This is a genomic window from Ancylobacter sonchi (assembly GCF_018390695.1).
Classification (GTDB): Bacteria; Pseudomonadota; Alphaproteobacteria; order Rhizobiales; family Xanthobacteraceae; genus Ancylobacter; species Ancylobacter sonchi.
In genome coordinates this window covers 12,672-33,769 of sequence record NZ_JAHBGF010000026.1, presented here as the reverse complement: position 1 = coordinate 33,769, position 21,098 = coordinate 12,672, and the positions used below count along the sequence as shown (strand labels likewise).

The window sequence follows — 21,098 nt, the reverse complement described above, 5'->3', positions numbered from 1 at the left end:
CTCCTCAGCGCGTCAGCACGACGCCGGAATCCGGCAGCCAGGAAACCCACACCTTGTCTTCCCAGGTGATCGGCCGCTCCACCATGCGGGTGAGGTTGGGCTTGGCCGCCTTGATGCGCACCCCGCCCTCCAGCTCGACATGATAGATGGAGAGGTCGCCGAGATAGCCGATGTCCCACACCTCGCCACGCAGGCAGTTGGCTTCCTGCCACGCCGGCGGATCGACGTCGATGCGCACCTTTTCCGGGCGGATGGCGACGAAGGCGGTGTCGCCGGGCTTGGCCTCGACATTCTGGGCGATGGACAGCTTGGCGCCGCCACCGATCCCCGTGTAGAGGCTCACATTGCCGGGCGCGACCGTCTCGACCTTGGCCTCGATGATGTTCACGTCGCCGACGAAATCCGCCACGTAGCGCGAGTTCGGCTGCTCGTAGATCACCGCGGGCGGAGCCACCTGGATCAGCTTGCCGTGGTCCATCACCGCGATGCGGTCGGCCACCGTCATCGCCTCTTCCTGGTCGTGGGTGACGATCAGGAAGGTCATGCCGAGCTGCATCTGGATGTCCATCAGCTCGAACTGGGTCTCCTCGCGCAGCTTCTTGTCGAGCGCGCCGAGCGGCTCGTCGAGCAGCAGCACCTTGGGGCGCTTGGCGAGCGAGCGGGCGAGCGCCACGCGCTGGCGCTGGCCGCCGGAGAGCTGGTGCGGCTTGCGCTTGGCGAATTTCTCCAGCTTGACGAGCTTGAGCATCTCCTCGACGCGGGCGGTGATGTCGCCCTTCCCCATCCGGTCCTGCTTCAGGCCGAAGGCGATGTTGTCCCACACGCTCATATGCGGGAACAGGGCATAGGACTGGAACATCATGTTGGTCTGCCGCTTGTAGGGCGGCATGCCGACGATGTCCTGGCCGGCGAGGGTGATGCGGCCCTCGGTGGGGTCCTCGAAGCCGGCGAGCATGCGCATCAGCGTGGTCTTGCCGCAGCCCGAGGGGCCGAGCAGGGCGAAGAATTCGCGCTCGTAGATGTCGAGGGACAGGTTGTCGACGGCGGTGAACTCGCCGAAGCGCTTGGAGACGTTTTCGTAGCGGATGAGCGGGACGGCGGCGGGGTCGGTCCAGGGCGCGAACTTGCGGCGGATGCCGCCGATGGTGGTCTGCGTCTTCTCGGTGACGCCCGTGCTCATCTGCTACCCCGTAATGCCCGCCGGCGCGCCGGCCCCATGGCGAACGCTATCCGCCTTCAAGCGACGGCTCAATGAAAGATTGCAAACAATTTTGCCATGCATCGATTCGGGCAGACGCTGACGCTGCGTTGGCCCCCTTGACGGCCGGAATGGGGCCGTGATTGCCTCGGGAGCGCGCGGTAGACGCGCAAATGGAAGGTTCACATGGCTAAGAAGAAGCGTTCCGAGCAGGACGCGATCGGGAATCCGCGCGGCGTCGCCAATCTGGCGGAAGCGAAGGCGTGGATGGCGGCGCGGGGCATCACCGAGATCGAATGCGCGGTGCCCGACCTTGCCGGGGTGGGACGCGGCAAGATCATGCCGGTGTCCAAGTTCCTCAACGGCCCGGTGATGAACCTGCCGCTCAGCGTGTTCTTCCAGACCATTTCCGGCGACTACCCGCCCTATGACGACCTCGTCGATTCGGTGGTGGTGGATTCGGACCTCGTCATGGAGCCGGATTTCTCGACGCTGGCGGTGGTGCCGTGGGCGCAGGACCCGACCGCGCAGATCATCCACGACGCCTATCACCGCGACGGGCGCCCGGTGGATCTCGCGCCGCGCCAGGTGCTGAAGAACGTCGTCGAGCTCTACGCCAAGAAGGGCTGGAAGGCGGTGGTGGCCCCCGAGATCGAGTTCTATCTCGTCGAGCCCAACACCGATCCCGACTATCCGCTGAAGCCGCCCGTCGGACGCTCCGGCCGGCCGGAGATCGGCCGCCAGTCCTATTCGATCCAGGCGGTCAACGAGTTCGACCAGCTGTTCGAGGACATGTACGACTATTCCGAGGCGCAGGGTCTCGAGATCGACACGCTGATCCATGAGGACGGCGCGGCGCAGATGGAGATCAACCTGCTGCACGGCGACCCGATCCAGCTCGCCGACCAGGTGTACCTGTTCAAGCGCACCATTCGCGAGGCGGCGCTGGAGCACAAGATCTACGCCACCTTCATGGCGAAGCCGATCGCCGACGAGCCCGGCTCGGCGATGCACATCCACCAGTCGATCGTCGACGCCGAGACGGGGAAGAACATCTTCTCCGACAAGGAGGGCGACCCGACGCCGGAATTCTTCTCCTTCATCGCCGGCCAGCAGCGCTATCTGCCGGCGGTGATGTCGATCCTCGCGCCCTATGTGAATTCCTATCGCCGGCTGACCCGCGATTCGATGGCGCCGATCAACGTGCAGTGGGGCTACGACAACCGCACCGCCGGCCTGCGCGTGCCGCCGTCCTCGCCGGCGGCACGGCGAGTGGAGAACCGGGTGCCGTCCTCCGACGCCAACCCCTATCTGGTCATCGCCGCCTCGCTGGCCTGCGGCTATCTCGGCCTCGTCGAGGGGCTGCGCCCGACCGAGCCCTTGGAATCCGACGCCAAGGGCCTCGATTTCGAGCTGCCGCGCGGGCTGCTCGAAGCGGTGGCGGCGATGCAGTATTCCGACGAGATCGCCACCGTGCTCGGCCCGTCCTTCGTGAAGACCTACACGGCGGTGAAGCAGCAGGAATTCGACACCTTCATGCGGGTGATCTCCCCCTGGGAGCGCGAATATCTGCTGCTGAACGTATGAGGGAGCCGATCCGGCGATCGCCGCCGGATCGTGCCTCTTGTTCCCTCTCCCCGCGGGGAGAGGGAAGCCGCAGGTCCCGGACGAGCCTCGCAGCGGTCCGGGATGACGCGCGGCAAGGCGGCTGCCGCGGCGAGCGCCGCACGGCCTCGCCGCGCGGTTTGGCCCCGCCTCAGTCTTCCAGCATCTCGCGCACCAGCGGGATCACCTTGCTCCCATAGAGCTCGATGCAGCGCAGGCACTTGTCGTGGCCGAGCGGGCCGGCGCTGTATTTCAGGTCGAAATGATCGAGCTCCAGCGCCTTGGCGGTGCGGGCGATCTTCTCTGCCACGGTTTTCGGCGAGCCGAGATAGAGCGAGCCATGGCTCACCTCGCGCTCGAATTCGTCGCGGCCCATGGGCGGCCAGCCGCGCTCGGCGCCGATCCGGTCGCGATTGGCCTTGAAGGCCGGGAAGAACTCCTCCTTGGCCTGCTCGTCGGTGTCGGCGATGTAGCCGGGCGAATGCACTCCCACCGCCTGCGGCGTGGTGCCGAGCTGGGCGGCCGCCTTGTGGTAGAGCTCGACATAGGGTTTGAACCGCGAGGCGCTGCCGCCGATGATGGCGAGCATCAGCGGCAGGCCGTAGCTCGCCGCGCGCACCACCGATTCGGGTGAGCCACCCACCCCGATCCAGGTCTTCATCGTGCCGCTTTCCGGCAGCGGATAGACGTGCGGGCCGGCGAGCGGCGGGCGCAGTTCGCCCTTCCAGTTCACGCCGCCGGGCGAAGCCAGGCCTCCCGGTACGGCGTTGTCGCGCAGCAGCGCCGCGAACAGGTCGAGCTTCTCCGAGAACAGCTTCTCGTAGTCCTTCAGCTCGAAGCCGAACAGCGGGAAGGATTCGGTGAAGGAGCCCCGGCCGAGGATCACCTCGGCGCGCCCGTTCGACAGCGCATCGACGGTGGCGAAGCGCTGATAGACGCGGATCGGGTCGTCGGAAGACAGCACGGTCACCGCCGAGCCGAGCCGCACGCGCTTGGTGCGCGCGGCGATGGCGGCCAGCACCACTTCCGGGGAGGAGACGGCGTAGTCCTCGCGGTGATGCTCGCCGACGGCGAAGAAGTCGACGCCAAGCTCGTCGGCGAGCACGCCCTGCTCGACCACGTTGCGCAGCACCTGCGCGTGCGGGAGCGGGCGGCCCTCGCCATCGGCCATGACGTCGCCGAAGGTGTCGAGCCCGAGATCGAGATGCTTTGCCATGACGCGGATGTCCCGGATGCTGGAGGATGCGTGCCGGCGTGTCGCCGGCCATCCTCATATGGACGCTCGCGCCGTCATCTCCATTGTGCCGGCTGCAATGGCGGGATTTCGCGTCTGCAAGCTCGCCCTCTGCACGCGCGCCTGCCGGAATCTCGCCGCCGCCGGGCGATCAAGGTCGCGGGGCGGCAATAAAAAAGCCCGCCGGGCGGACCGGCGGGCTCAGTTAGGCGGTAAAAGGGGATAGGAACCGCCGAAACTCGTTCCGGGTTTGCGGCCCGGCATGATCAATGGCACCCGGCGGTTTCGCGGGGAGCGGCATTCGAAACATTATGCGGACGCGTCGCGTCGAGGCTGTCGCGCACCGCCTGCCGGCGGCCGGCGCGGCGCTCGACGGCGCGCACCACCAGCACGCTGGTCGGGTCCTGCCAGACCGGACCCGAGGCGGCATCGCGCAGGTCGGCGCGGGTGAGCCCGATGTCCTTCAGCATGCGGTCGTCGAAATCGCCGAGCTGGTTGAGCAGCGTGCGGCGGTGCAGCGCCTTGGCGACGCGCACGAGGCTGGTGAAGGCACCGGTCAGCAACCCGCTGGCGGCGGTACCGAAGGATGAGAACGCGGTTCTGCGAACTTCGCCCATGTACGACATCTGAGAATTCCTCCATCTGTGTCGGCCGCGCGGCGGTGCGGGCTATTTCACTGATGGCGCGTCCCGCGACCACCCGAATTCGCCGTCACCCGTTCGCGACAGGATCTTTATGAGGGAGATCAATTCATCACACTAGCGAATGTTTATGATCCAAGTTATCATAGATATTGATGTTGGAGCGCGATGAGGCCCGCCATGACCGCCCTGCTCGATATTGATCAATTAAGAACATTCATAGCCATCGCCGAGACCGGCAGCTTCACCAAGGCGTCCGAGGTGGTCCACAAGACCCAGTCGGCGGTGTCGATGCAGATGAAGCGGCTGGAGGAGCGGGTCGGCAAGCCGATCTTCGCCCGCGACGGGCGCGCCTCGCGCCTCACCGACGAGGGCGAGCGTTTGCTGGACTATGCTCGCCGCATCGTCCGGCTCAACATGGAAGCGGTGGCGAGCCTCAGCAATGCCGAGCTTTCCGGCCGCGTGCGCCTCGGCGTTCCCGACGATTATGCCGACCGCTATCTGCCGGAAATCATGGCGCGCTTCTCGCACACCCACCCCAATGTCGAGCTGACCGTGGTGTGCGATCCATCAACGGATCTGATCGATCGTATCGACACCGGCGATCTTGACCTCGCCATCATCACCGATTGCGAGATGATCGCCCGCGAGACCGAGATCATCCGCCGCGAGCAGCTGCTCTGGGTGGGGTCGAGCCGGCACGTGACGCATCTGGAGGAGCCGCTGCCGCTGGCGCTCGGCCGGCAGAGCTGCAACTGGCGGCAGGAGGCGATCGCGCAATTGCAGGCGCTCGCCCGGCCGTTCCGCATCCTCTACACCTCGTCGAATTCGACGGCGGTGTCGGCGGCGGTGCTGGCGGGGCTCGCCATCTCCGTGCTGCCGGAATCCGGCCTGCGCCCGGGCATGCGGGTGCTCGGCCCCGGCGAGGGCTTCCCGGCGCTGGCGCCCTGCCGCATCGGCCTGGTGCGCAACCGGCATGAGCATTCCGCGCTCGCCGACGCGCTCGCCGATCACATCGTGCAGGGCCTCGACAACATCTCCGAGGCTGCCATCGCGGCGGAGTGAGGAACCCGACGGGCTCGTGCTCGTTGTGGCGACAGCCCGCGTCCGAGGCCGAAGCCTCAGGGAGGTTGCCATGCCCGCCCCTATGCCAGCCCGTCACGTTCCCGGCGATATCGTGCCGTTCCTGCGCTATGCCGATCCGCGTGCCGCCATCGACTGGCTGGAGCGCGCCTTCGGCTTCGCACCGATCCTGGTGGTCGACGACGGCGCCGGCGGGGTCGCCCATGCCGAGCTGCGGCTCGGTTCCTCCGCCATCATGCTGGGCGGCCTGAAGGACGACGCGCTCGGCATGGTCAGCCCGGCGCAGGCCGGCGGCGTCACCCAGGGCATCTATGTGGTGGTGGACGATGCCGAGGCGCTGTGGGTCAAGGCCCGCACCGCCGGCGCGCGGGTGGCGATCAATATCTACGATACGCCCTATGGCTCGCGCGAATTCGCGGTGCGCGACCCCGAGGGCCATCTGTGGAGCATCGGCACTTATCGCGCCGGCTCCTCGGAGGGGTGAGGCTGTCTGGGCTAAGCTAGTCGTGTCGGGGCGGGCGGGAAGGCCGGGCCTTCCGCGCGTGCCTCACGCCGATGTCTTTGGCCCAAGCCTCAGTAGGCGTCCTCGACGAACACCGGCTCCACCGAACCGCCCCAGGCGCCGCTGTAGCGGTCGAGCAGCCGCTCGGCCGGCGTGGTGCCGAGGGCGAGGCTCTCTTCCAGCGGCTTGAGGAAGCGCGTCTCGTCGCGGCCCTGGCTGTCGCGCATGTCGCGGCGGGCGAGGCCGGCGCGGGCGATGGCGACCACGTCGCGCGCCACGTCCAGCATCGAGCGGCCGGCGATCTCGGCCTTGAGGCCGAGGCTCGGCACGTCGTCGCGCAGCTTCTGCCGCTGCTCGGCCGTCCAGCCCTTGGCGAGGTCCCAGGCGGCGTCGAGGCTGGTGGTGTCGTAATAGAGGCCGGTCCACAGCGCCGGCAGGGCGCACAGATTCTTCCACGAGCCGGCGTCGGCGCCGCGCATCTCGAGGTAACGCTTCAGCCGCACCTCGGGGAAGATGGTGGAGAGGTGGTTGGCCCAGTCGGAGACGGTCGGCCCCTCGCCGGGCAGCGCGGGATGCTTGCGCGCCATCAGGTCGCGGAAGGAGGAGCCGGCGACGTCGATGTAGTGATCGCCGCGCTTGATGAAATACATCGGCACGTCGAGCGCGTAGTCGACATAGCGCTCGAAGCTCATGCCGTCCTCGAAGGCGAAGGGCAGCATGCCGGCGCGCTCATTGTCGGTGTCGCGCCAGATCTCCGAGCGGAACGACAGGAAGCCGTTCGGCTTGCCTTCCGTGAAGGGCGAGTTGGCGAACAGCGCGGTGGCGACTGGTTGCAGGGCGACGCCGACCCGCAGCTTCTTCACCATGTCGGCTTCGGAGGCGAAGTCGAGATTCACCTGCACGGTGCAGGTGCGGAACATCATGTCGAGGCCATGCGTGCCGACCTTCGGCATGTAGTTGGCCATGATGCGGTAGCGGCCCTTGGGCATCACCGGCGTCTCGCCCAGCGTCCATTTCGGGCTCATGCCGAGGCCGAGGAAGCCGAAGCCGAGCGGGGTCGCCACCTGCCGCACCTGTTCGAGATGGCCGTTCACCTCGGCACAGGTCTCGTGGACCGAGATGAGCGGCGCGCCGGACAGTTCGAACTGTCCGCCGGGTTCCAGCGAGATCGCCCCGCCGCCGATGGTGTCGGCGAGGCCGATGATCGCCTCGCCCTCCATGATCGGCTCCCAGCCGTTCAGCGCCTGCATGCCTTCCAGGAGGGCGCGGATGCCGTTCGGGCCCTCATAGGGCACCGGCTTGTGGCCGTTCAGCGTGAACGGGAATTTCTCGTGCTCGGTGCCGATGCGGAAGCGCGGCGCCGGCTTGCAGCCGGCGTCCAGCCAGGCGACCAGTTCGTCGCGGCTCTCGATGGGCTGGGTGTCGATCTGGTCTCGCGCCATGGGATCTCCGGCGGCTCGGCAGAGCCAAGTTGGGCGCGAGAACATACACAGGCCGAAGGGCAACGCAAATCGGTGAAATACCGCGATTTTCGGCTGTTATTTGAGGCCTGCCGCTACGTCAGATTTCCCGCGCCGCGCCGACCAGGGCGAGCGCCGCCACCGCCGCCGTGTCGGCGCGCAGCACGCGGGGGCCGAGCGACAGAACGATGGTTCTATCGTGCGCGACAAGCATCCGGCGCTCGACCTCGGCAAAGCCGCCCTCGGGTCCGATCAGTACCGCGAGCGGCGCCTCGCCGGCGGCGCGGATCTTCGCCACCGGGTCGCCCGGCCCGGCGGCTTCGTCACAAAATAGTATCACTTTTTCGTGTTCGAGGCCGGCCAGCCAGCGCTCGAAGGGCAGTGGTTCGGCCACCTCCGGCACGGCGAGAATGCCGCATTGCTCGGCCGCCTCGATGACGTTGGCCCGCATGCGCTCGGTGTTCACCCGGGTCGCCTGGGTGTGGCGGGTGATCACCGGCACCAGCCGTCCGGCGCCCATCTCCACCGCCTTCTGCACCATGTAGTCGAGCCGGGCATGCTTCAGTGGCGCGAAGACATAGTCGAGCGCAGCGAGCGGCGCCTGCGCCCGCAGCCGGCTCTCGCAACGTAAGGCGACGTCGCGCTTTCCGGCGCTCTGGCGCACCGCGCGCCACTCGCCGTCGCGGCCGTTGAACAGGTGCAGCGCGGCCCCCGGCTCCAGCCGGATCACGTCGGCGACATAGTGGGCGCGGTCGCGGTCGAGGCGGATCTCCACCCCCTCGCCGAGGTCGTCCGGCACAAAGAGGCGCTGGGCACGGAAGTCGTAAGCCTCGGCTTCGGCGCCCTCGCCGCGCATGCGTGCCATAAGTCTGCCCGTATCTGCCTGTGTGAGTGGGCCCCAGCAGTCGGAATTAACCATTCTGCCGTGATATTGCCCTATCTTTCAGGCCTCTGTATCACGCTTGGTAAGCGACGTCCCTGCAGCGGAAGACGGAATGACACGCCAGAATTGGGAAGGCCATCGGGCCAGCATTCGCGCGACGCGCGGCGCTCGCGCCGCCGTCATCGGCCTCGCGGCCGTGGCCGGGGTGGCGCTGACGACGGGTTCGGCCGGCGCGCAATGGATCGGAGCGGCCGGCGGCAGCACCGAGACCACTCCCCAGGCCAGTACCGCGCCCGTCAGCCCCGCGCCCGTGGCTCCCGCGCCCACCGCCGCGCCGGCGACCGCTCCCGCGGCGACGATCGACACCACCCCGGATCTCGGCAGCGCCGCGCCGTCGCTGTCGTCGCCCTCGCTGTCTGCGCCCGCGATGTCGTCGGCGCCCGCCGCATCCGCGCCGGGGCAGATGCACATGACCATGCCCGGCGGCATGGTGCAGCAGCCCACCGGCGACATGGCCGACTGCCAGACCAATGTGAACAAGCTGCGCACCGATCTCGAATCGCGCGGCGGCGCGCTGCAGGCGGCGAGCAAGAAGAAGGTGCCGCCCACGGAGCTCTGCCCGCTGTTCCGCAATTTCGCCACCTCGCAGCAGAAGTTCCTCTCCTATCTGCGCACCAACAAGACCAAGTGCGGCGTGCCGGACGAGGTGATCACCAAGCTGGGCGAGAGCACCAGCAACGTCCTCGGCGTGCGCGACAAGGTGTGCAAGGTCGCCATGGAGATGAAGGAAGGCGGCGGCGCAGGTCCCTCCGGCCCGCCGCCGCAGAGCGCGGTGTCGGCCGGTCTCGGCCTGCCGAGCGGCCTGCCCGGCGTGTCCGCCAACAAGCCCGGCGGCGTGTTCGACACGCTCGGCGGCAACGCGCTGCGCTGACCGTTTCCGCGCCGCCCGTCATGATCACCCCCGCCGCCGCGCCTGCCGATGCCGCGGGCAATTGGGTGGAGCGCCACGCGCCCGCCTTCGCGCAGCCTTATCTGCGTCTCGCCCGCGTCGACCGGCCGATCGGCTCGTGGCTGCTGCTCATCCCCTGCTGGTGGTCGGTGGCGCTCGCCGCCCGCACCATGCTGGCGCAGGGTGTGACGCCCGATCCGCTGGCGGCGCTGGCCTATCTGGTGCTGTTCGCGCTCGGCGCCGTCGCCATGCGCGGGGCCGGCTGCACCTGGAACGACATTCTCGACCGCGACATCGACGGCAAGGTCGAGCGCACCCGCTCGCGCCCGCTGCCCTCCGGCCAGGTCAGCCTCGCCGCCGCCTTCGCCTTCCTGGTGGCGCAGGCGCTGGTCGGCCTCCTGGTGCTGCTCTGCCTGCCGCGCTTCGCGCAGGTCACCGCGCTGTCCTCGCTCGGCATCGTCGCGATCTATCCCTTGATGAAGCGGGTGATCTGGATCCCGCAGGCGGTGCTGGGGCTGTGCTTCTCCTGGGGCGCGCTGATGGGCTTCGCCGCGCTGATGCAGGCGCTACCGCCCGCCGCGCTGCTGCTCTATGCCGGCGCCATCCTGTGGGTGATCGGCTACGACACCATCTACGCGCATATGGACCGCGCCGATGACGAGGCGGTGGGGGTGAAGTCCTCCGCCCGGCTGTTCGAGCGCCAGACCCGGCCGTGGCTGGTCGGCCTCTATGCCGGTGCGGCGCTGCTGATCGCGGCGGCGGTGGCGGCGGCGGGCGGCGGTGTCTACGCCTATGCCGGCGCGGCCTTGTTCGCCGGCCATCTCGCCTGGCAGATCGCGCGGCTCGACATTGACAACCCGGCGCTGTGCCTGAGGCTGTTCCGCTCCAATCGCGACGCCGGGCTGGTCCTGTTCGCCGGCTTCGTGCTGCAGGCGCTGGCCGGCTGAGCTTGCTGGACGGGTTGGCGGCTCGGGTTGTCGGCGCCGGTGCCGGGTGATAATCACCGCCATCGCATAAAGGGCCGAGCTCATGACCATCCGTCTGCACCGCGGCGATCTCGTCGATCTCTCGCGCTATTCGCCGGAAAAGTCGCCCTTCGTGGCGATCGACACCGAAACGCTCGGCCTCAATCCGCATCGCGACCGGCTCTGCGTGGTGCAGCTGTCGCCCGGCGACGGCTCGGCCGACGTGGTGCAGATCCCGGCCGGCGCCGGCCCGGGCAGCGCGCCGAACCTCGAGGCGCTGCTCGCCGATCCCGCCATCGTCAAGCTGTTCCACTTCGCCCGCTTCGACGTCGCGGTGCTCGGCAAGGCGTTCGGCGTCACCGTCGAGCCGATCTGGTGCACCAAGATCGCCTCCAAGCTCACCCGCACCTATACCGACCGCCACGGGCTGAAGGAGCTCGCCCGCGAGCTGATCGGCGTCGACCTGTCGAAGCAGCAGCAGAGCTCGGACTGGGCGGCGGAGAGCCTCACCGACGCGCAGCTGCAATATGCGGCGTCCGACGTGCTCTATTTGCACGCCATCCGCGAGAAGCTCGCCGCCATGTTGGCGCGCGAGGGGCGCACCCAGCTCGCCGAATCCTGCTTCCGTTTCCTGCCGACCCGCGCCGCGCTCGACCTCGCCGGCTGGCCGGAGGAAGATATCTTCGCGCATAGTTGAGCGTAATCAACAGGTTGCCCCGGTTGTCCCGTGGTTGAACCCGGCGTGGCTTGCATGGCGGAGGCGGAATAGCCATTTTAGGCGCCGCTGGAGGGGCCGGCGACCGGGGACGTGCCTCAACTCATGAATCGTCAGTTTACATCCGCCGAGCGTGCTGCGTCGGAGTCGGGGAGCGGGGCATCGCCACGCCGAGCGGCCGTGTCGGCGCAGCGTTTCCGCGATGCGGCCAGCCACAGCCGATGGGTGCGCGTGTTCAAGCGCGGCATGCCGGTGCTGGTGGTGGCGGGGCTGGTCATCGTCGGCGGCATCGCCTGGCTGGATCCGTTCCGCATTCCGGTGAACCTGCCGCTGGAGCTCGGCCGCGCCTCGCTGTCGGGCAGCCGCATCAAGATGGAATTCCCCAAGCTCAACGGCTTCACCGAGGACAATCGCGGCTACAACCTGACCGCTGAAGCGGCCTCGCAGGACCTCACCCAGCCGAACCGCATCGACCTCGAGGTGATCAATGCCCGCATCGAGCTTGCCGAGCAGGGCTGGGCCAAGCTGACCGCCAAGGTCGGCAGCTACGACACCAAGACGCAGGACATCCATCTCGGCGAGGGCATCACCTTCGCCACCAATGCGGGCTATGCCGGCAAGCTGCAGGATGCGGCGGTCAGCATGCGCGAGGGCCGTATGGTCAGCGAGCACCCGGTGGAGCTGACCTATACCGATGCCAAGCTCACCGCCGATCGCATGGAAGTGACGCAGAAGGACGCGCGCGCGCTGTTCACCGGCAATGTCACGCTGGTGTTCAAGCTGCCGCCGGAGCACAAGGCCGAGGCCGGGCCGGCGTCGAACGCCGTGGCGATGGACCCGGTTGCCGCCCCGCGCTCGCAGGCGACGCCGTGAGCACGGCCGGCGGCGCTTGCGTCACTAGGCCGGGCCGAACCGGGCGGCTGCCCATTGAATGCCTGCCCGCAGCCGGATAGACATAGGTCATGCACGCTTTGTCCCGCTCCACCGCCGTCCTGCTCGCCCTTGCCCCCGCTCTCGCGGTCGCGCTGCTCGTGCGGCCGGCGGTCGCGCAGCAGAACGTGCCGAACGCCCTGCAGGGCTTCGCGGCCAATCGCGACCAGCCGATCAAGATCGACGCCAACAGCCTCGAAGTGCGCGACCAGGAGAAGAAGGCGATCTTCTCCGGCAATGTCGTGGTGCAGCAGGGCGACACCAACATGCGCTCGCGCGAGCTGGTGGTGTTCTATGACGGCAAGAGCCTTACCGGCGTCGAGGGCAAGGCCGACGGCGACAACAAGGCCGACGACGGCAAGGCCGCCCCGGCGGGCACGTCGACGGCCGACCCGGCGGCGGGCAACCCGATCAATTCCTCGTCGATCCGCCGGCTGGAGATCAATGGTGGGGTGATCGTCACCACCAAGGAACAGCAGGCGACCGGCGATCAGGGCGTGTTCGAGACCAAGACCAACACCATCACCCTCACCGGCAATCCGGTGGTGCTGACCTCCGGCCAGAACGTGATCCGCGGCAAGCGGCTGGTGGTCGATCTCACCACCGGCACCTCGCGCATCGAGGGCGGCCGGGTGGAGAGCCTGATCGTGCCGGGCGCGATGAAGCAGCAGCCTGGTGCGCCGGCCAAGCCGAAGCCCTAGTTGCGGCATCCCCCGTCGGCGCCGCAGCGGCGATCCGGCGGGCAGGGTGGTGCCAGGGTAGAGAAGGGCGTGAGACCCGCGCCGGCCTTAGCGCCGGCAAGCGGCTTTTTATGGCGTTTTTTCGCTTCGCGCGGCTTCCCGAACGATTTCGGCCCGGTTTTTGCTTGCCGCCATTTGCCAGCGCGTCCGGGATTGTTTATCACCCTTCTAGTGGTGCTTTCACCACGGAGGGTGCGCGTGAGATTGTTTCCGGTAGGCAGCCGCGAACGCCAGATGGTCCCGCCGGCAGCAGCGGACTACGGTTCCGGGAATGGCGGGGCTCCGCAGAATGGTGTCGGCCGTGGCCGGCGTCCTGGCGAGACCCCGGCGGGAATGCGGCAGCCGGCGGTATCGTCGTCGGCCGGCCTGCTGCGGGCGACCGGGCTCGTCAAGCAGTATGGCGGCCGCCGGGTGGTGCGCGAGGCCAGCCTCGGCGTCCGGCGCGGCGAGGCGGTGGGTCTGCTCGGGCCGAACGGCGCCGGCAAGACGACGATCTTCTACATGATCACCGGCCTCGTGAAGGCCGATGCCGGCCGCATCGAGCTCGACGGCCATGACGTCACCCATCTGCCGATGTATCGCCGCGCCCGTCTCGGCGTCGGCTACCTGCCGCAGGAAGCCTCGATCTTCCGCGGCCTGTCGGTCGAGGACAATCTGCGCGCCGTGCTGGAGATGGTCGAGCCGGACCGCAAGCGCCGGGAGATGGAGCTCGACGCGCTGCTCGAAGAGTTCCGCGTCACCCATGTGCGCAAGTCGCCCTCCATCGCGCTGTCGGGCGGCGAGCGGCGGCGCGTCGAGATCGCCCGCGCCCTGGCGACGCGGCCGACCTTCATGCTGCTCGACGAGCCTTTCGCCGGCATCGATCCGATCGCGGTGGGCGACATCCAGGCGCTGGTGCGCCACCTCACCCATCGCGGCATCGGCGTGCTGATCACCGATCACAATGTGCGCGAGACACTCGGCCTCATCGACCGGGCCTACATCATCCATTCCGGCACGGTGCTGATGGAGGGTTCGCCCGACGAGATCGTCGCCAACCCCGAGGTGCGCCGGCTTTATCTCGGCGAGGAGTTCCGGCTGTAACATGGCGTATGCGTCGCGCTCACGCCTTTGCCGCATCGGTCATGGAGGCCTGCTTCCATGTCGCTGAGCCCGCGTCTCGAATTCCGCCAGACCCAGTCGCTGGTGATGACGCCGCAGCTGATGCAGGCCATCAAGCTGCTGCAGCTCTCCAATCTCGATCTCGTCGCCTATGTCGAGGCGGAGCTTGAGCGCAATCCGCTGCTGGAGCGCCAGTCCGAGCCGGAAGGCGAGGGCGGGGCGGCCGGCGAGCGCGCCGAGAGCGTGCTGGAGGTCGCGGTCCACGAGGCGCACGAGGCAGTGCCCGAAGGGCACGGCGCCGAGCGCGAGGCCCAGGCCGCCGACTGGCTGGAGGACCGGCTGGATTCCTCGCGCAGCGCCATCGAGGACCGGCTCGATACCGGGCTGGAGAACGTTTTCCCGGACGATGTCGGCCGCGAACAGGCGGGCGGCGCCCCGGGCGCCGATGCGCCGGCCTATTCGGAATGGGCCGGCGTCGGCGGCGGCGGGCGCGACGAGGAAGGCTACAATCTCGAATCCTTCGTTCCCGCCGAGACCTCTCTCGCCGACCACCTCGCCGGCCAGCTCACCATGGCGCTCACCGATCCCGTGGACCGGCTGATCGGCCATCACCTCATCGATCTCATCGACGAGGCCGGCTACCTCACCTCCGATCTCGCCAGCGTGGCGGAGAAGCTCGGCGCCCCGCCGGCACGGGTCGAGGCGGTGCTCGCCATCATTCACGGCTTCGATCCGCCGGGCATCGGTGCCCGCTCGCTGGCCGAGTGCCTCGCTCTGCAGCTCAAGGAGCGCAACCGCTTCGATCCGGCGATGGCGGCGCTGCTGTCGCATCTCGACCTGCTGGCGCGGCGGGAGTTCAACGCGCTGCGCCGCCTGTGCGGGGTCGACGAGGAGGACCTCGCCGAGATGGTCGGCGAGGTGCGCCGGCTCAACCCCAAGCCCGGCCTCGCCTTCGGCTCCGGCGTCATCCAGCCGGTGGTGCCCGACGTGTTCGTGCGCCCGGCCAGCGACGGCTCGTGGCATGTCGAGCTCAATTCCGACACGCTGCCGCGCGTGCTGGTGAACCAGGCCTATTATTCGCGGGTGTCGAAGACCACCCGCAACGACCGCGAGAAGGCCTTCCTCACCGACTGCATGCAGACGGCAACCTGGCTCACCCGCTCGCTCGACCAGCGGGCGCGTACCATCCTGAAGGTCGCCATCGAGATCGTGCGCCAGCAGGACGCCTTCCTGACGCTGGGCGTGCAGCATTTGCGGCCGCTGAATCTGCGCATGGTGGCGGACGCCATCGGCATGCACGAATCCACGGTTTCGCGCGTCACCTCGAACAAATACATGGCGACGCCGCGCGGAATCTTCGAGATGAAGTATTTCTTCTCCTCGTCGATCTCTTCTTCCGACGGCGGCGAAGCACATTCGGCCGAATCGGTGCGGTTCCGCATCAAGCAGATGATCGACGCCGAGACCCCCGACGACGTGCTGTCCGACGACACGCTGGTGCAACGCCTGCGCGAGTCCGGCATCGACATAGCGCGTCGAACGGTGGCCAAGTACCGCGAGGCGATGCGCATTCCCTCCTCGGTGCAGCGCCGGCGGGAGAAGCAGGCGGCGGCCGCCGGCAGTTGACGCGCCGTACTTTCCGGCCGCTCCGGCGAGCCGGAAAACCGCGAAACTGTGTGCTGCCGGGCGGTACACCTCGGTTTACGTTGACACTTTCCCTCACGGCTCCTACCTCTTAAAGGCACCGGCCGGGCAAGTAGGGGGTTCGGGCAACAGGCGGGAGGAGCGTTGTGCACGTAGTTCTCCCCGCTCATGCCCCAGCAGAGGGACGAGTCACGATGCCGCTGCGGGTTTCTGGCAAAAATCTCGACGTTGGAGAGGCATTGCGCCAGCGGGTTTCCGACCGGCTGGCCGATGTCATGGACAAGTATTTCGACGGCGGCTGGTCCGGCCACGTCACCGTCGCGCGAGAGGGGTCCGGCTATCGCTCGGACTGCGCGCTGCATCTCGACAGCGGCGCCATCCTGCAGGCGCATGGCGGCGCCCAGGATCCCTATTCGAGCGCCGATGCGGCGGTGGAGCGCATCGAGACGCGCCTGCGACGCTACAAGAGCCGGGTGAAGCGCCGCGCGCCGAATGGCGAGGTGCAGGCCGGCGCGCCCGAGACGGTGCCGCTCACTGTCTTCGAGACCCCCGACCACGAGGAAGGCGAAGGCTTCGACGGCTGGAGCCCGACCGTGGTGGCCGAGGCGACCGCCGACATGCCGCGTCTCGCGGTCAGCGACGCGGTGCTGGAACTGGATTTCACCGGCGCGGCGGTGCTGGTGTTCCGCCATGCCAGCCATGGCCGCGTCAATGTGGTGTATCGCCGGGTCGACGGTCATGTCGGCTGGATCGATCCGCCGCTCGCTGCCGCGGAAGACGTGCATTGACCTCCCGTCGTCACCCTCGGAACGCGGGCGGGGTCGTCCCGTCCCGCGTCCGCCAAACGCCCACGCTCTCCATCCGGATCGCGCTATGGCCCTGAACGATATTCTCGCCCTGCCTGCGGTATTTCCTGCCTTGCGGGTCGGCAGCAAGAAGCAGGCGTTGCAGGAGCTTTCGGCCAAGGCCGCCGCCCTTCTGAACCGCGACGAGCGGGAGATCTTCGAGACGCTCAATTCGCGCGAGCGGCTGGGCTCCACCGGGGTCGGCAACGGCATCGCCATCCCGCACGGCAAGCTGGCCAAGATGGACAAGCTGTTCGGCCTGTTCGCGCGGCTGGACAAGCCGATCGACTTCGAGGCGCTGGACGGCGAGCCGGTGGATTTGGTGTTCCTGCTCTTGGCGCCGGAGGCGGCGGGAGCCGACCATCTCAAGGCGCTCGCCCGCGTGGCGCGGCTGCTGCGCGACCCCGAGGCCGCCAAGAAGCTGCGCACCTCGCACGACGCCGCTGCCATCTACGCCATCCTCAACGGCACCACCGCCTCCAACGCCGCCTGAGCGGCGTCGCGAGTGCCGGCGCGGCGCCGGCATCCTCGCTTCCGTTTCATCAGGAGAGTTCCATGGCCGATCCGCTCGATTCCGGCGTCCCGGCGCTCGGCGCCGAACAGTGCCGCGCCGCCCGCGCCATGCTCGGCTGGAAGGTGGAGGATCTCGCCGGCCATTCCGGGGTGACCGCCGCCTATGTCGAGGCGTTCGAGCAGGGCCGCGAGCCGGGCGATGGCGAAGACCCCAATGAGAGCGTGCGCATGCGCCGGGCGCTGGAGCATGCCGGGGTCGAGTTCATCGATTCCGGTCTGCCGAGCGCCGGCGGCGGGCCGGGCCTGCGGCTGCGCTCGACGCCGTCCTATATCCAGCCGGAGAACCTGTCCTCCGCCAACGACGTGTGACGGCGGAAACGGTCCCCGGCCGGCTCACGTCACCCGGCCACGCTCGGCGAGGAAGTCGATCAGCGCCCGCACCCGCGCCGGCAGCGGGCCGCCGCTGCCGGGATGCACGGCGTGGAAGCTCTCGCGGTCGCCGGGATTCAGCGCCTCCAGCACCGGCACCAGCCGTCCCGCCGCGATGTCGGCCCGCACGGTGAAGGTGGCGAGCCGGGCCAGCCCGACGCCGGCCACCGCCAGCCGGCGGACGCCCTCGCCATCGCTCGCCTGCACGCGGGCCGAGGGCGGCAGCGTCACCTCCCGCCCGTCCTCCCGCAGCGGCCAGTCCTCCGCCGCCCGCGCATAGCCGAAGCCGATCCGTACATGCGCGTCGAGATCGGCGGCGCGTCGCGGCATCCCGGCCTGCGCCAGATAGGCTGGCGCGGCGACGATCACCTTGCCGGTATCGCCGAGCCGGCGGGCGAGCAGGCTGGAGGCCTTCAGCTCGCCGGCGCGGATGGCGACGTCCACCCGTTCGGCGAGCAGGTCGATCACGGTGTCGGTCTCGACGATGTCGAGGCTGACGCCGGGATGGCGGGCGAGGAAGTCCGGCAGCAGCGGCGCCAGCACATGCGCGCCATAGGAAGCGCTGGTGCTGATCCTGATCCGCCCCGCCGGCCGCTCGCCGGCGCCGGCGCTGCGCTCGGCCTCCTCGATGTCGGCGAGGATGCGCGCCGCGCGCTCGTAGAAGGCGCAGCCTTCCGGGGTGAGTTCCAGCCGGCGGGTCGAGCGGGTGACGAGGCGCGAGCCCAGTCGCGCCTCCAGCCGGGCCACCAGCTTACTCACCGCCGAGGGCGTCATCCGGCTGGCGCGGGCGGCGGCGGAGAAGCCGCCCTGCTCCACCACCCGCACGAACACTTCCATCTCGCCGGAGCGGTTGATCTCGCCGCGCGCCATTCGGTCTTTAAACTCACAGATGATATGCCGATCGGCAGTCTATCTCACAAATGCGGGCGACTCCATCTTCGCGGCAGCAGAATGGAGATAGGAGAGCCTGCCATGGATTATCGCCCGCTCGGGCGCTCGGGCCTGAAGGTACCGGCGCTTTCCTTCGGTGCCGGCACCTTCGGCGGCACCGGGCCGCTGTTCGGCCATTGGGGCACCGCCGATGCGGCGGAGGCACGGCGCCTCGTCGACATCTGCCTCGACGCCGGGGTGAACCTGTTCGACACCGCCGACGTCTATTCCGACGGCGCCTCGGAGCGGGTGCTGGGCGAGGCGATCCGCGGCCAGCGCGACAAGGTGCTGATCTCCACCAAGGCCGGGTTGCCAATGGGGGAGGGGCCGAACGAGGCCGGCACCTCGCGCCCGCGCCTGCTGCGCGCGGTGGACGATGCGCTCGCCCGGCTCGGCACCGACTATATCGACCTGTTCCAGCTGCATGCCTTCGACGCGGCGACGCCGGTCGAGGAGGTGCTGGCGACGCTCGACGCGCTGATTCGCGCCGGCAAGCTGCGCTATGTCGGGGTGTCGAACTTCGCCGGCTGGCAGATCATGAAGGCGCTGGCGGCCAGCGAGCGGCATGGCTGGCCGCGCTATGTCGCCAACCAGGTCTATTACTCGCTGGTCGGCCGCGACTATGAGTGGGAACTGATGCCGCTCGGCGCCGATCAGGGGCTGGGGGCGCTGGTGTGGAGCCCGCTCGGCTGGGGCCGGCTCACCGGCAAGATCCGCCGCGGCGCGCCGCTACCGGCCGGCAGCCGGCTCAACGCGACGGCGGAGTTCGGCCCGCCGGTGGAGGAAGAGCGGCTCTATCGCATCGTCGACGTGCTGGAGGAGCTGGCTGAGGAGACCGGCCGCAGCGTGCCGCAGATCGCCATCAACTGGCTGCTGCAACGACCGACCGTCGCCTCGGTGATCCTCGGCGCCCGCAACGAGGCGCAGCTCATCGACAATCTCGGCGCGGTGGGCTGGGCGCTCGACGCCGGGCAGATCGCCCGGCTCGACGCGGCGAGTGCGGTGACCGCTCCCTATCCCGCCTTCCCCTATCGCCGCCAGGCCGGCTTCGCCCGCCTCGATCCGCCCATGGTGGGGTGAGGGAGCTGCACGCAGACATGCGCGCTCCGCCGCCGCTGGCCAGCGTGCCCCGGCGGCTGAGTCGACGGAATGCGACATGCCGAGCGCCCTCACTTGTTCCTCTCCCCGTCGAGGAGAGGTGGCCCGCGAAGCGGGTCGGTGAGGGGCGACGACATTGGGAGGCCAAGAAGGCCTTCACCCCCTCCCTCTCCGTCAAACTCGGCTGATGCCGAGTTTGACTTCTAGAAGATCGAGCTCGGCATCAGCCGAGTTCGATGGGGGAGGGGGAGAAGCGGCCGCGCCCGCTGTTGCGACGCGAGGGGGCGGAATCAGCAGCCTGCGGATATTCGTCGCGTTCCGGCCTTTCCTTTCCTCTCCCCGCTCGAGCCCGGCTGCTGCCGGGTTCGGTCCCGACGATGTCGAAACCGGGGACTTCCGGTTTCGACGGGGAGGTGGGCCGTACGGCGGGTCGGTGAGGAGCGACGGCATCGGGAGGCCAAGAAAGCCCCTCTCCCGGTCTGGAAGAGGGGAAGAAGGGAGAATAGAGGCCTCAAGCCCCCTACGGCGTGATCGCCACCTTCAGCACGCCGTCGCGCTGGTTGGCGAACAGCTCATAGGCGGCCTCGATGTCGTCGAGCTTGAAGCGGTGCGTCACCAGCGGCTTCAGGTCGACCCGGCCGGCGGCGATCACGTCCATCAGCCGGCGCATGCGTTCCTTGCCGCCGGGGCATAGCGTGGTGACAATCTTGTTGTCGCCGAGCCCGGCGGAGAAGGCGCCGAGCGGGATCTTCAGGTCGGTCGAGTAAACGCCGAGCGAGGACAGCGTGCCGCCCGGCCGCAACACCCTGAGCGCCGATTCAAAGGTGCCCTGCGTGCCCAGCGCCTCGATGGCGACGTCGACGCCGCGCCCGTCGGTCAGCGCCAGGATCTGCTCCACCACGTCGCCGGCCTTGAAGTCGACCACGTCGGAGCAGCCGAGCTGCTTGGCGATGGCGAGCCGCTCCGGCACGGTGTCGACGCCGATGATCCGCGTCGCGCCCTTCAGCTTGGCACCAGCCACCGCGCACAGGCCGATGGGGCCGAGCGCGAACACCGCCACATGGTCGCCGATCTGCACCGCGCCGGATTCGGCGCCGGAGAAGCCGGTCGACATGATGTCCGGGCACATCAGCACCTCGTCGTCGCTGAGATGACCGGGCACCGGGGCGAGGTTGGCGAGCGCGTCCGGCACCAGCACATATTCCGCCTGCGCGCCGTCGATGGTGTTGCCGAACTTCCAGCCGCCCATCGCCTTGAAGCCGTGCCTGGTGCCCGGCCCGTCCTGCGAGCCGCAGCCGCACAGGCAGGCATAGGAATGGCCGGACGGCGTGATGGCGCCGGCGATCACCCGCTGGCCCTCGCGATAGCCGGTCACTGCCGAGCCGAGCTTCTCGATGACGCCCACCGGCTCGTGGCCGATGGTCAGGCCCTTCTCGACCGGGTACTCGCCCTTGAGGATGTGGACGTCGGTGCCGCAAATGGTGGTGGTGGTGATGCGCACCAGCGCGTCGAGCGGGCCGACATCGGGGATCGGCTTGTCGTCGAGAACGATGCGTCCCTTCTCGACGAAGATGGCGGCTTTCATGCGGGGCATGGCGTTCCTCCTGAGCGAGCGCGTTTTCGAGCGAAGTGG

At 68.6% G+C, this 21,098-nt stretch carries 21 protein-coding genes; 14 read left to right on the top strand and 7 right to left on the bottom strand.

What is annotated here, in order from left to right; translation table 11 throughout:
* Positions 1-4: 4 nt before the first annotated feature.
* Positions 5-1,180 carry an ABC transporter ATP-binding protein gene (locus KHC28_RS14660; RefSeq protein WP_214009110.1) on the bottom strand — a complete coding sequence of 392 codons (1,176 nt, stop codon included), beginning with the start codon at positions 1,178-1,180 and terminating at the stop codon, positions 5-7.
* A 204-nt stretch (positions 1,181-1,384) separates the two neighbouring features.
* On the opposite strand from KHC28_RS14660, the gene KHC28_RS14655 reads away from it, so the two are divergent.
* Positions 1,385-2,785, top strand: coding sequence for a glutamine synthetase family protein (locus KHC28_RS14655; RefSeq protein ID WP_214009109.1), 1,401 nt, complete (start codon positions 1,385-1,387; stop codon positions 2,783-2,785).
* Positions 2,786-2,954: 169 nt separating this feature from the next.
* On the opposite strand, the gene KHC28_RS14650 is transcribed toward KHC28_RS14655, so the two are convergent.
* Together KHC28_RS14650 and KHC28_RS14645 are read right to left on the bottom strand one after the other, a co-directional pair.
* The gene (locus KHC28_RS14650) at positions 2,955-4,019 is read right to left on the bottom strand and encodes an LLM class flavin-dependent oxidoreductase (RefSeq protein WP_214009108.1); all 1,065 of its coding nucleotides are present in this window, start codon (positions 4,017-4,019) and stop codon (positions 2,955-2,957) included.
* 284 nt (positions 4,020-4,303) lie between these two features.
* Positions 4,304-4,663, bottom strand: coding sequence for a DUF1127 domain-containing protein (locus tag KHC28_RS14645; RefSeq protein ID WP_214009107.1), 360 nt, complete (start codon positions 4,661-4,663; stop codon positions 4,304-4,306).
* Positions 4,664-4,858: 195 nt separating this feature from the next.
* Between KHC28_RS14645 and KHC28_RS14640 the strand changes: the two genes are divergently transcribed.
* A complete protein-coding gene (locus KHC28_RS14640) occupies positions 4,859-5,743 on the top strand; it encodes a LysR substrate-binding domain-containing protein (protein ID WP_214009106.1) in 885 nt (294 codons plus the stop codon).
* A gap of 70 nt (positions 5,744-5,813) precedes the next feature.
* On the top strand, positions 5,814-6,245 hold the full coding sequence (locus tag KHC28_RS14635) for a VOC family protein (RefSeq protein ID WP_246564851.1): 432 nt from the start codon (positions 5,814-5,816) through the stop codon (positions 6,243-6,245).
* A gap of 89 nt (positions 6,246-6,334) precedes the next feature.
* Here the strand turns inward: KHC28_RS14635 and KHC28_RS14630 are convergent, their stop codons facing one another.
* The gene (locus KHC28_RS14630; RefSeq protein ID WP_214009105.1) at positions 6,335-7,705 is read right to left on the bottom strand and encodes a glutamate--cysteine ligase; all 1,371 of its coding nucleotides are present in this window, start codon (positions 7,703-7,705) and stop codon (positions 6,335-6,337) included.
* A 118-nt stretch (positions 7,706-7,823) separates the two neighbouring features.
* Positions 7,824-8,588, bottom strand: a complete 765-nt coding sequence (locus tag KHC28_RS14625) for a 16S rRNA (uracil(1498)-N(3))-methyltransferase (protein ID WP_214009104.1) — start codon at positions 8,586-8,588, stop codon at positions 7,824-7,826.
* A gap of 130 nt (positions 8,589-8,718) precedes the next feature.
* Here KHC28_RS14625 and KHC28_RS14620 point away from each other — a divergent pair, with 130 nt between their 5' ends.
* The 10 genes from KHC28_RS14620 (at position 8,719) to KHC28_RS14575 (ending at position 17,377) form a co-directional block, all read left to right on the top strand.
* The gene (locus KHC28_RS14620; protein ID WP_246564849.1) at positions 8,719-9,537 is read left to right on the top strand and encodes a hypothetical protein; all 819 of its coding nucleotides are present in this window, start codon (positions 8,719-8,721) and stop codon (positions 9,535-9,537) included.
* Positions 9,538-9,557: 20 nt separating this feature from the next.
* On the top strand, positions 9,558-10,502 hold the full coding sequence (ubiA, locus tag KHC28_RS14615) for a 4-hydroxybenzoate octaprenyltransferase (protein WP_214009103.1): 945 nt from the start codon (positions 9,558-9,560) through the stop codon (positions 10,500-10,502).
* A gap of 82 nt (positions 10,503-10,584) precedes the next feature.
* Positions 10,585-11,217, top strand: coding sequence for a ribonuclease D (locus KHC28_RS14610; RefSeq protein ID WP_214009102.1), 633 nt, complete (start codon positions 10,585-10,587; stop codon positions 11,215-11,217).
* A 198-nt stretch (positions 11,218-11,415) separates the two neighbouring features.
* The gene (gene lptC, locus KHC28_RS14605) at positions 11,416-12,108 is read left to right on the top strand and encodes an LPS export ABC transporter periplasmic protein LptC (protein ID WP_312893201.1); all 693 of its coding nucleotides are present in this window, start codon (positions 11,416-11,418) and stop codon (positions 12,106-12,108) included.
* An 89-nt stretch (positions 12,109-12,197) separates the two neighbouring features.
* Positions 12,198-12,866 (top strand): LptA/OstA family protein, encoded by a 669-nt coding sequence (locus tag KHC28_RS14600; RefSeq protein ID WP_214009101.1) that lies wholly within the window; start codon positions 12,198-12,200, stop codon positions 12,864-12,866.
* A 273-nt stretch (positions 12,867-13,139) separates the two neighbouring features.
* Positions 13,140-13,988, top strand: a complete 849-nt coding sequence (lptB, locus tag KHC28_RS14595; RefSeq protein ID WP_376772700.1) for an LPS export ABC transporter ATP-binding protein — start codon at positions 13,140-13,142, stop codon at positions 13,986-13,988.
* 57 nt (positions 13,989-14,045) lie between these two features.
* On the top strand, positions 14,046-15,632 hold the full coding sequence (gene rpoN, locus KHC28_RS14590) for an RNA polymerase factor sigma-54 (RefSeq protein ID WP_214009099.1): 1,587 nt from the start codon (positions 14,046-14,048) through the stop codon (positions 15,630-15,632).
* Positions 15,633-15,844: 212 nt separating this feature from the next.
* Positions 15,845-16,438 (top strand): ribosome hibernation-promoting factor, HPF/YfiA family, encoded by a 594-nt coding sequence (gene hpf, locus KHC28_RS14585; protein WP_214009098.1) that lies wholly within the window; start codon positions 15,845-15,847, stop codon positions 16,436-16,438.
* A gap of 85 nt (positions 16,439-16,523) precedes the next feature.
* Positions 16,524-16,988: a PTS IIA-like nitrogen regulatory protein PtsN gene (ptsN, locus tag KHC28_RS14580; protein WP_214009097.1), complete on the top strand. Its 465-nt coding sequence runs from the start codon at positions 16,524-16,526 to the stop codon at positions 16,986-16,988.
* 62 nt (positions 16,989-17,050) lie between these two features.
* Entirely contained in the window at positions 17,051-17,377 is a 327-nt protein-coding gene (locus KHC28_RS14575; protein WP_214009096.1) for a helix-turn-helix domain-containing protein, read from the top strand.
* A 24-nt stretch (positions 17,378-17,401) separates the two neighbouring features.
* Here KHC28_RS14575 and KHC28_RS14570 read toward each other — a convergent pair whose 3' ends face one another.
* Positions 17,402-18,307 carry a LysR family transcriptional regulator gene (locus tag KHC28_RS14570; RefSeq protein WP_214009095.1) on the bottom strand — a complete coding sequence of 302 codons (906 nt, stop codon included), beginning with the start codon at positions 18,305-18,307 and terminating at the stop codon, positions 17,402-17,404.
* 102 nt (positions 18,308-18,409) lie between these two features.
* On the opposite strand from KHC28_RS14570, the gene KHC28_RS14565 reads away from it, so the two are divergent.
* Complete coding sequence (locus KHC28_RS14565; RefSeq protein WP_214009094.1) at positions 18,410-19,447, top strand: aldo/keto reductase; 1,038 nt, start codon at positions 18,410-18,412, stop codon at positions 19,445-19,447.
* A 538-nt stretch (positions 19,448-19,985) separates the two neighbouring features.
* Here KHC28_RS14565 and KHC28_RS14560 read toward each other — a convergent pair.
* Positions 19,986-21,059, bottom strand: a complete 1,074-nt coding sequence (locus tag KHC28_RS14560) for an NAD(P)-dependent alcohol dehydrogenase (RefSeq protein WP_214009093.1) — start codon at positions 21,057-21,059, stop codon at positions 19,986-19,988.
* Between the last annotated feature and the right edge of the window lie 39 nt (positions 21,060-21,098).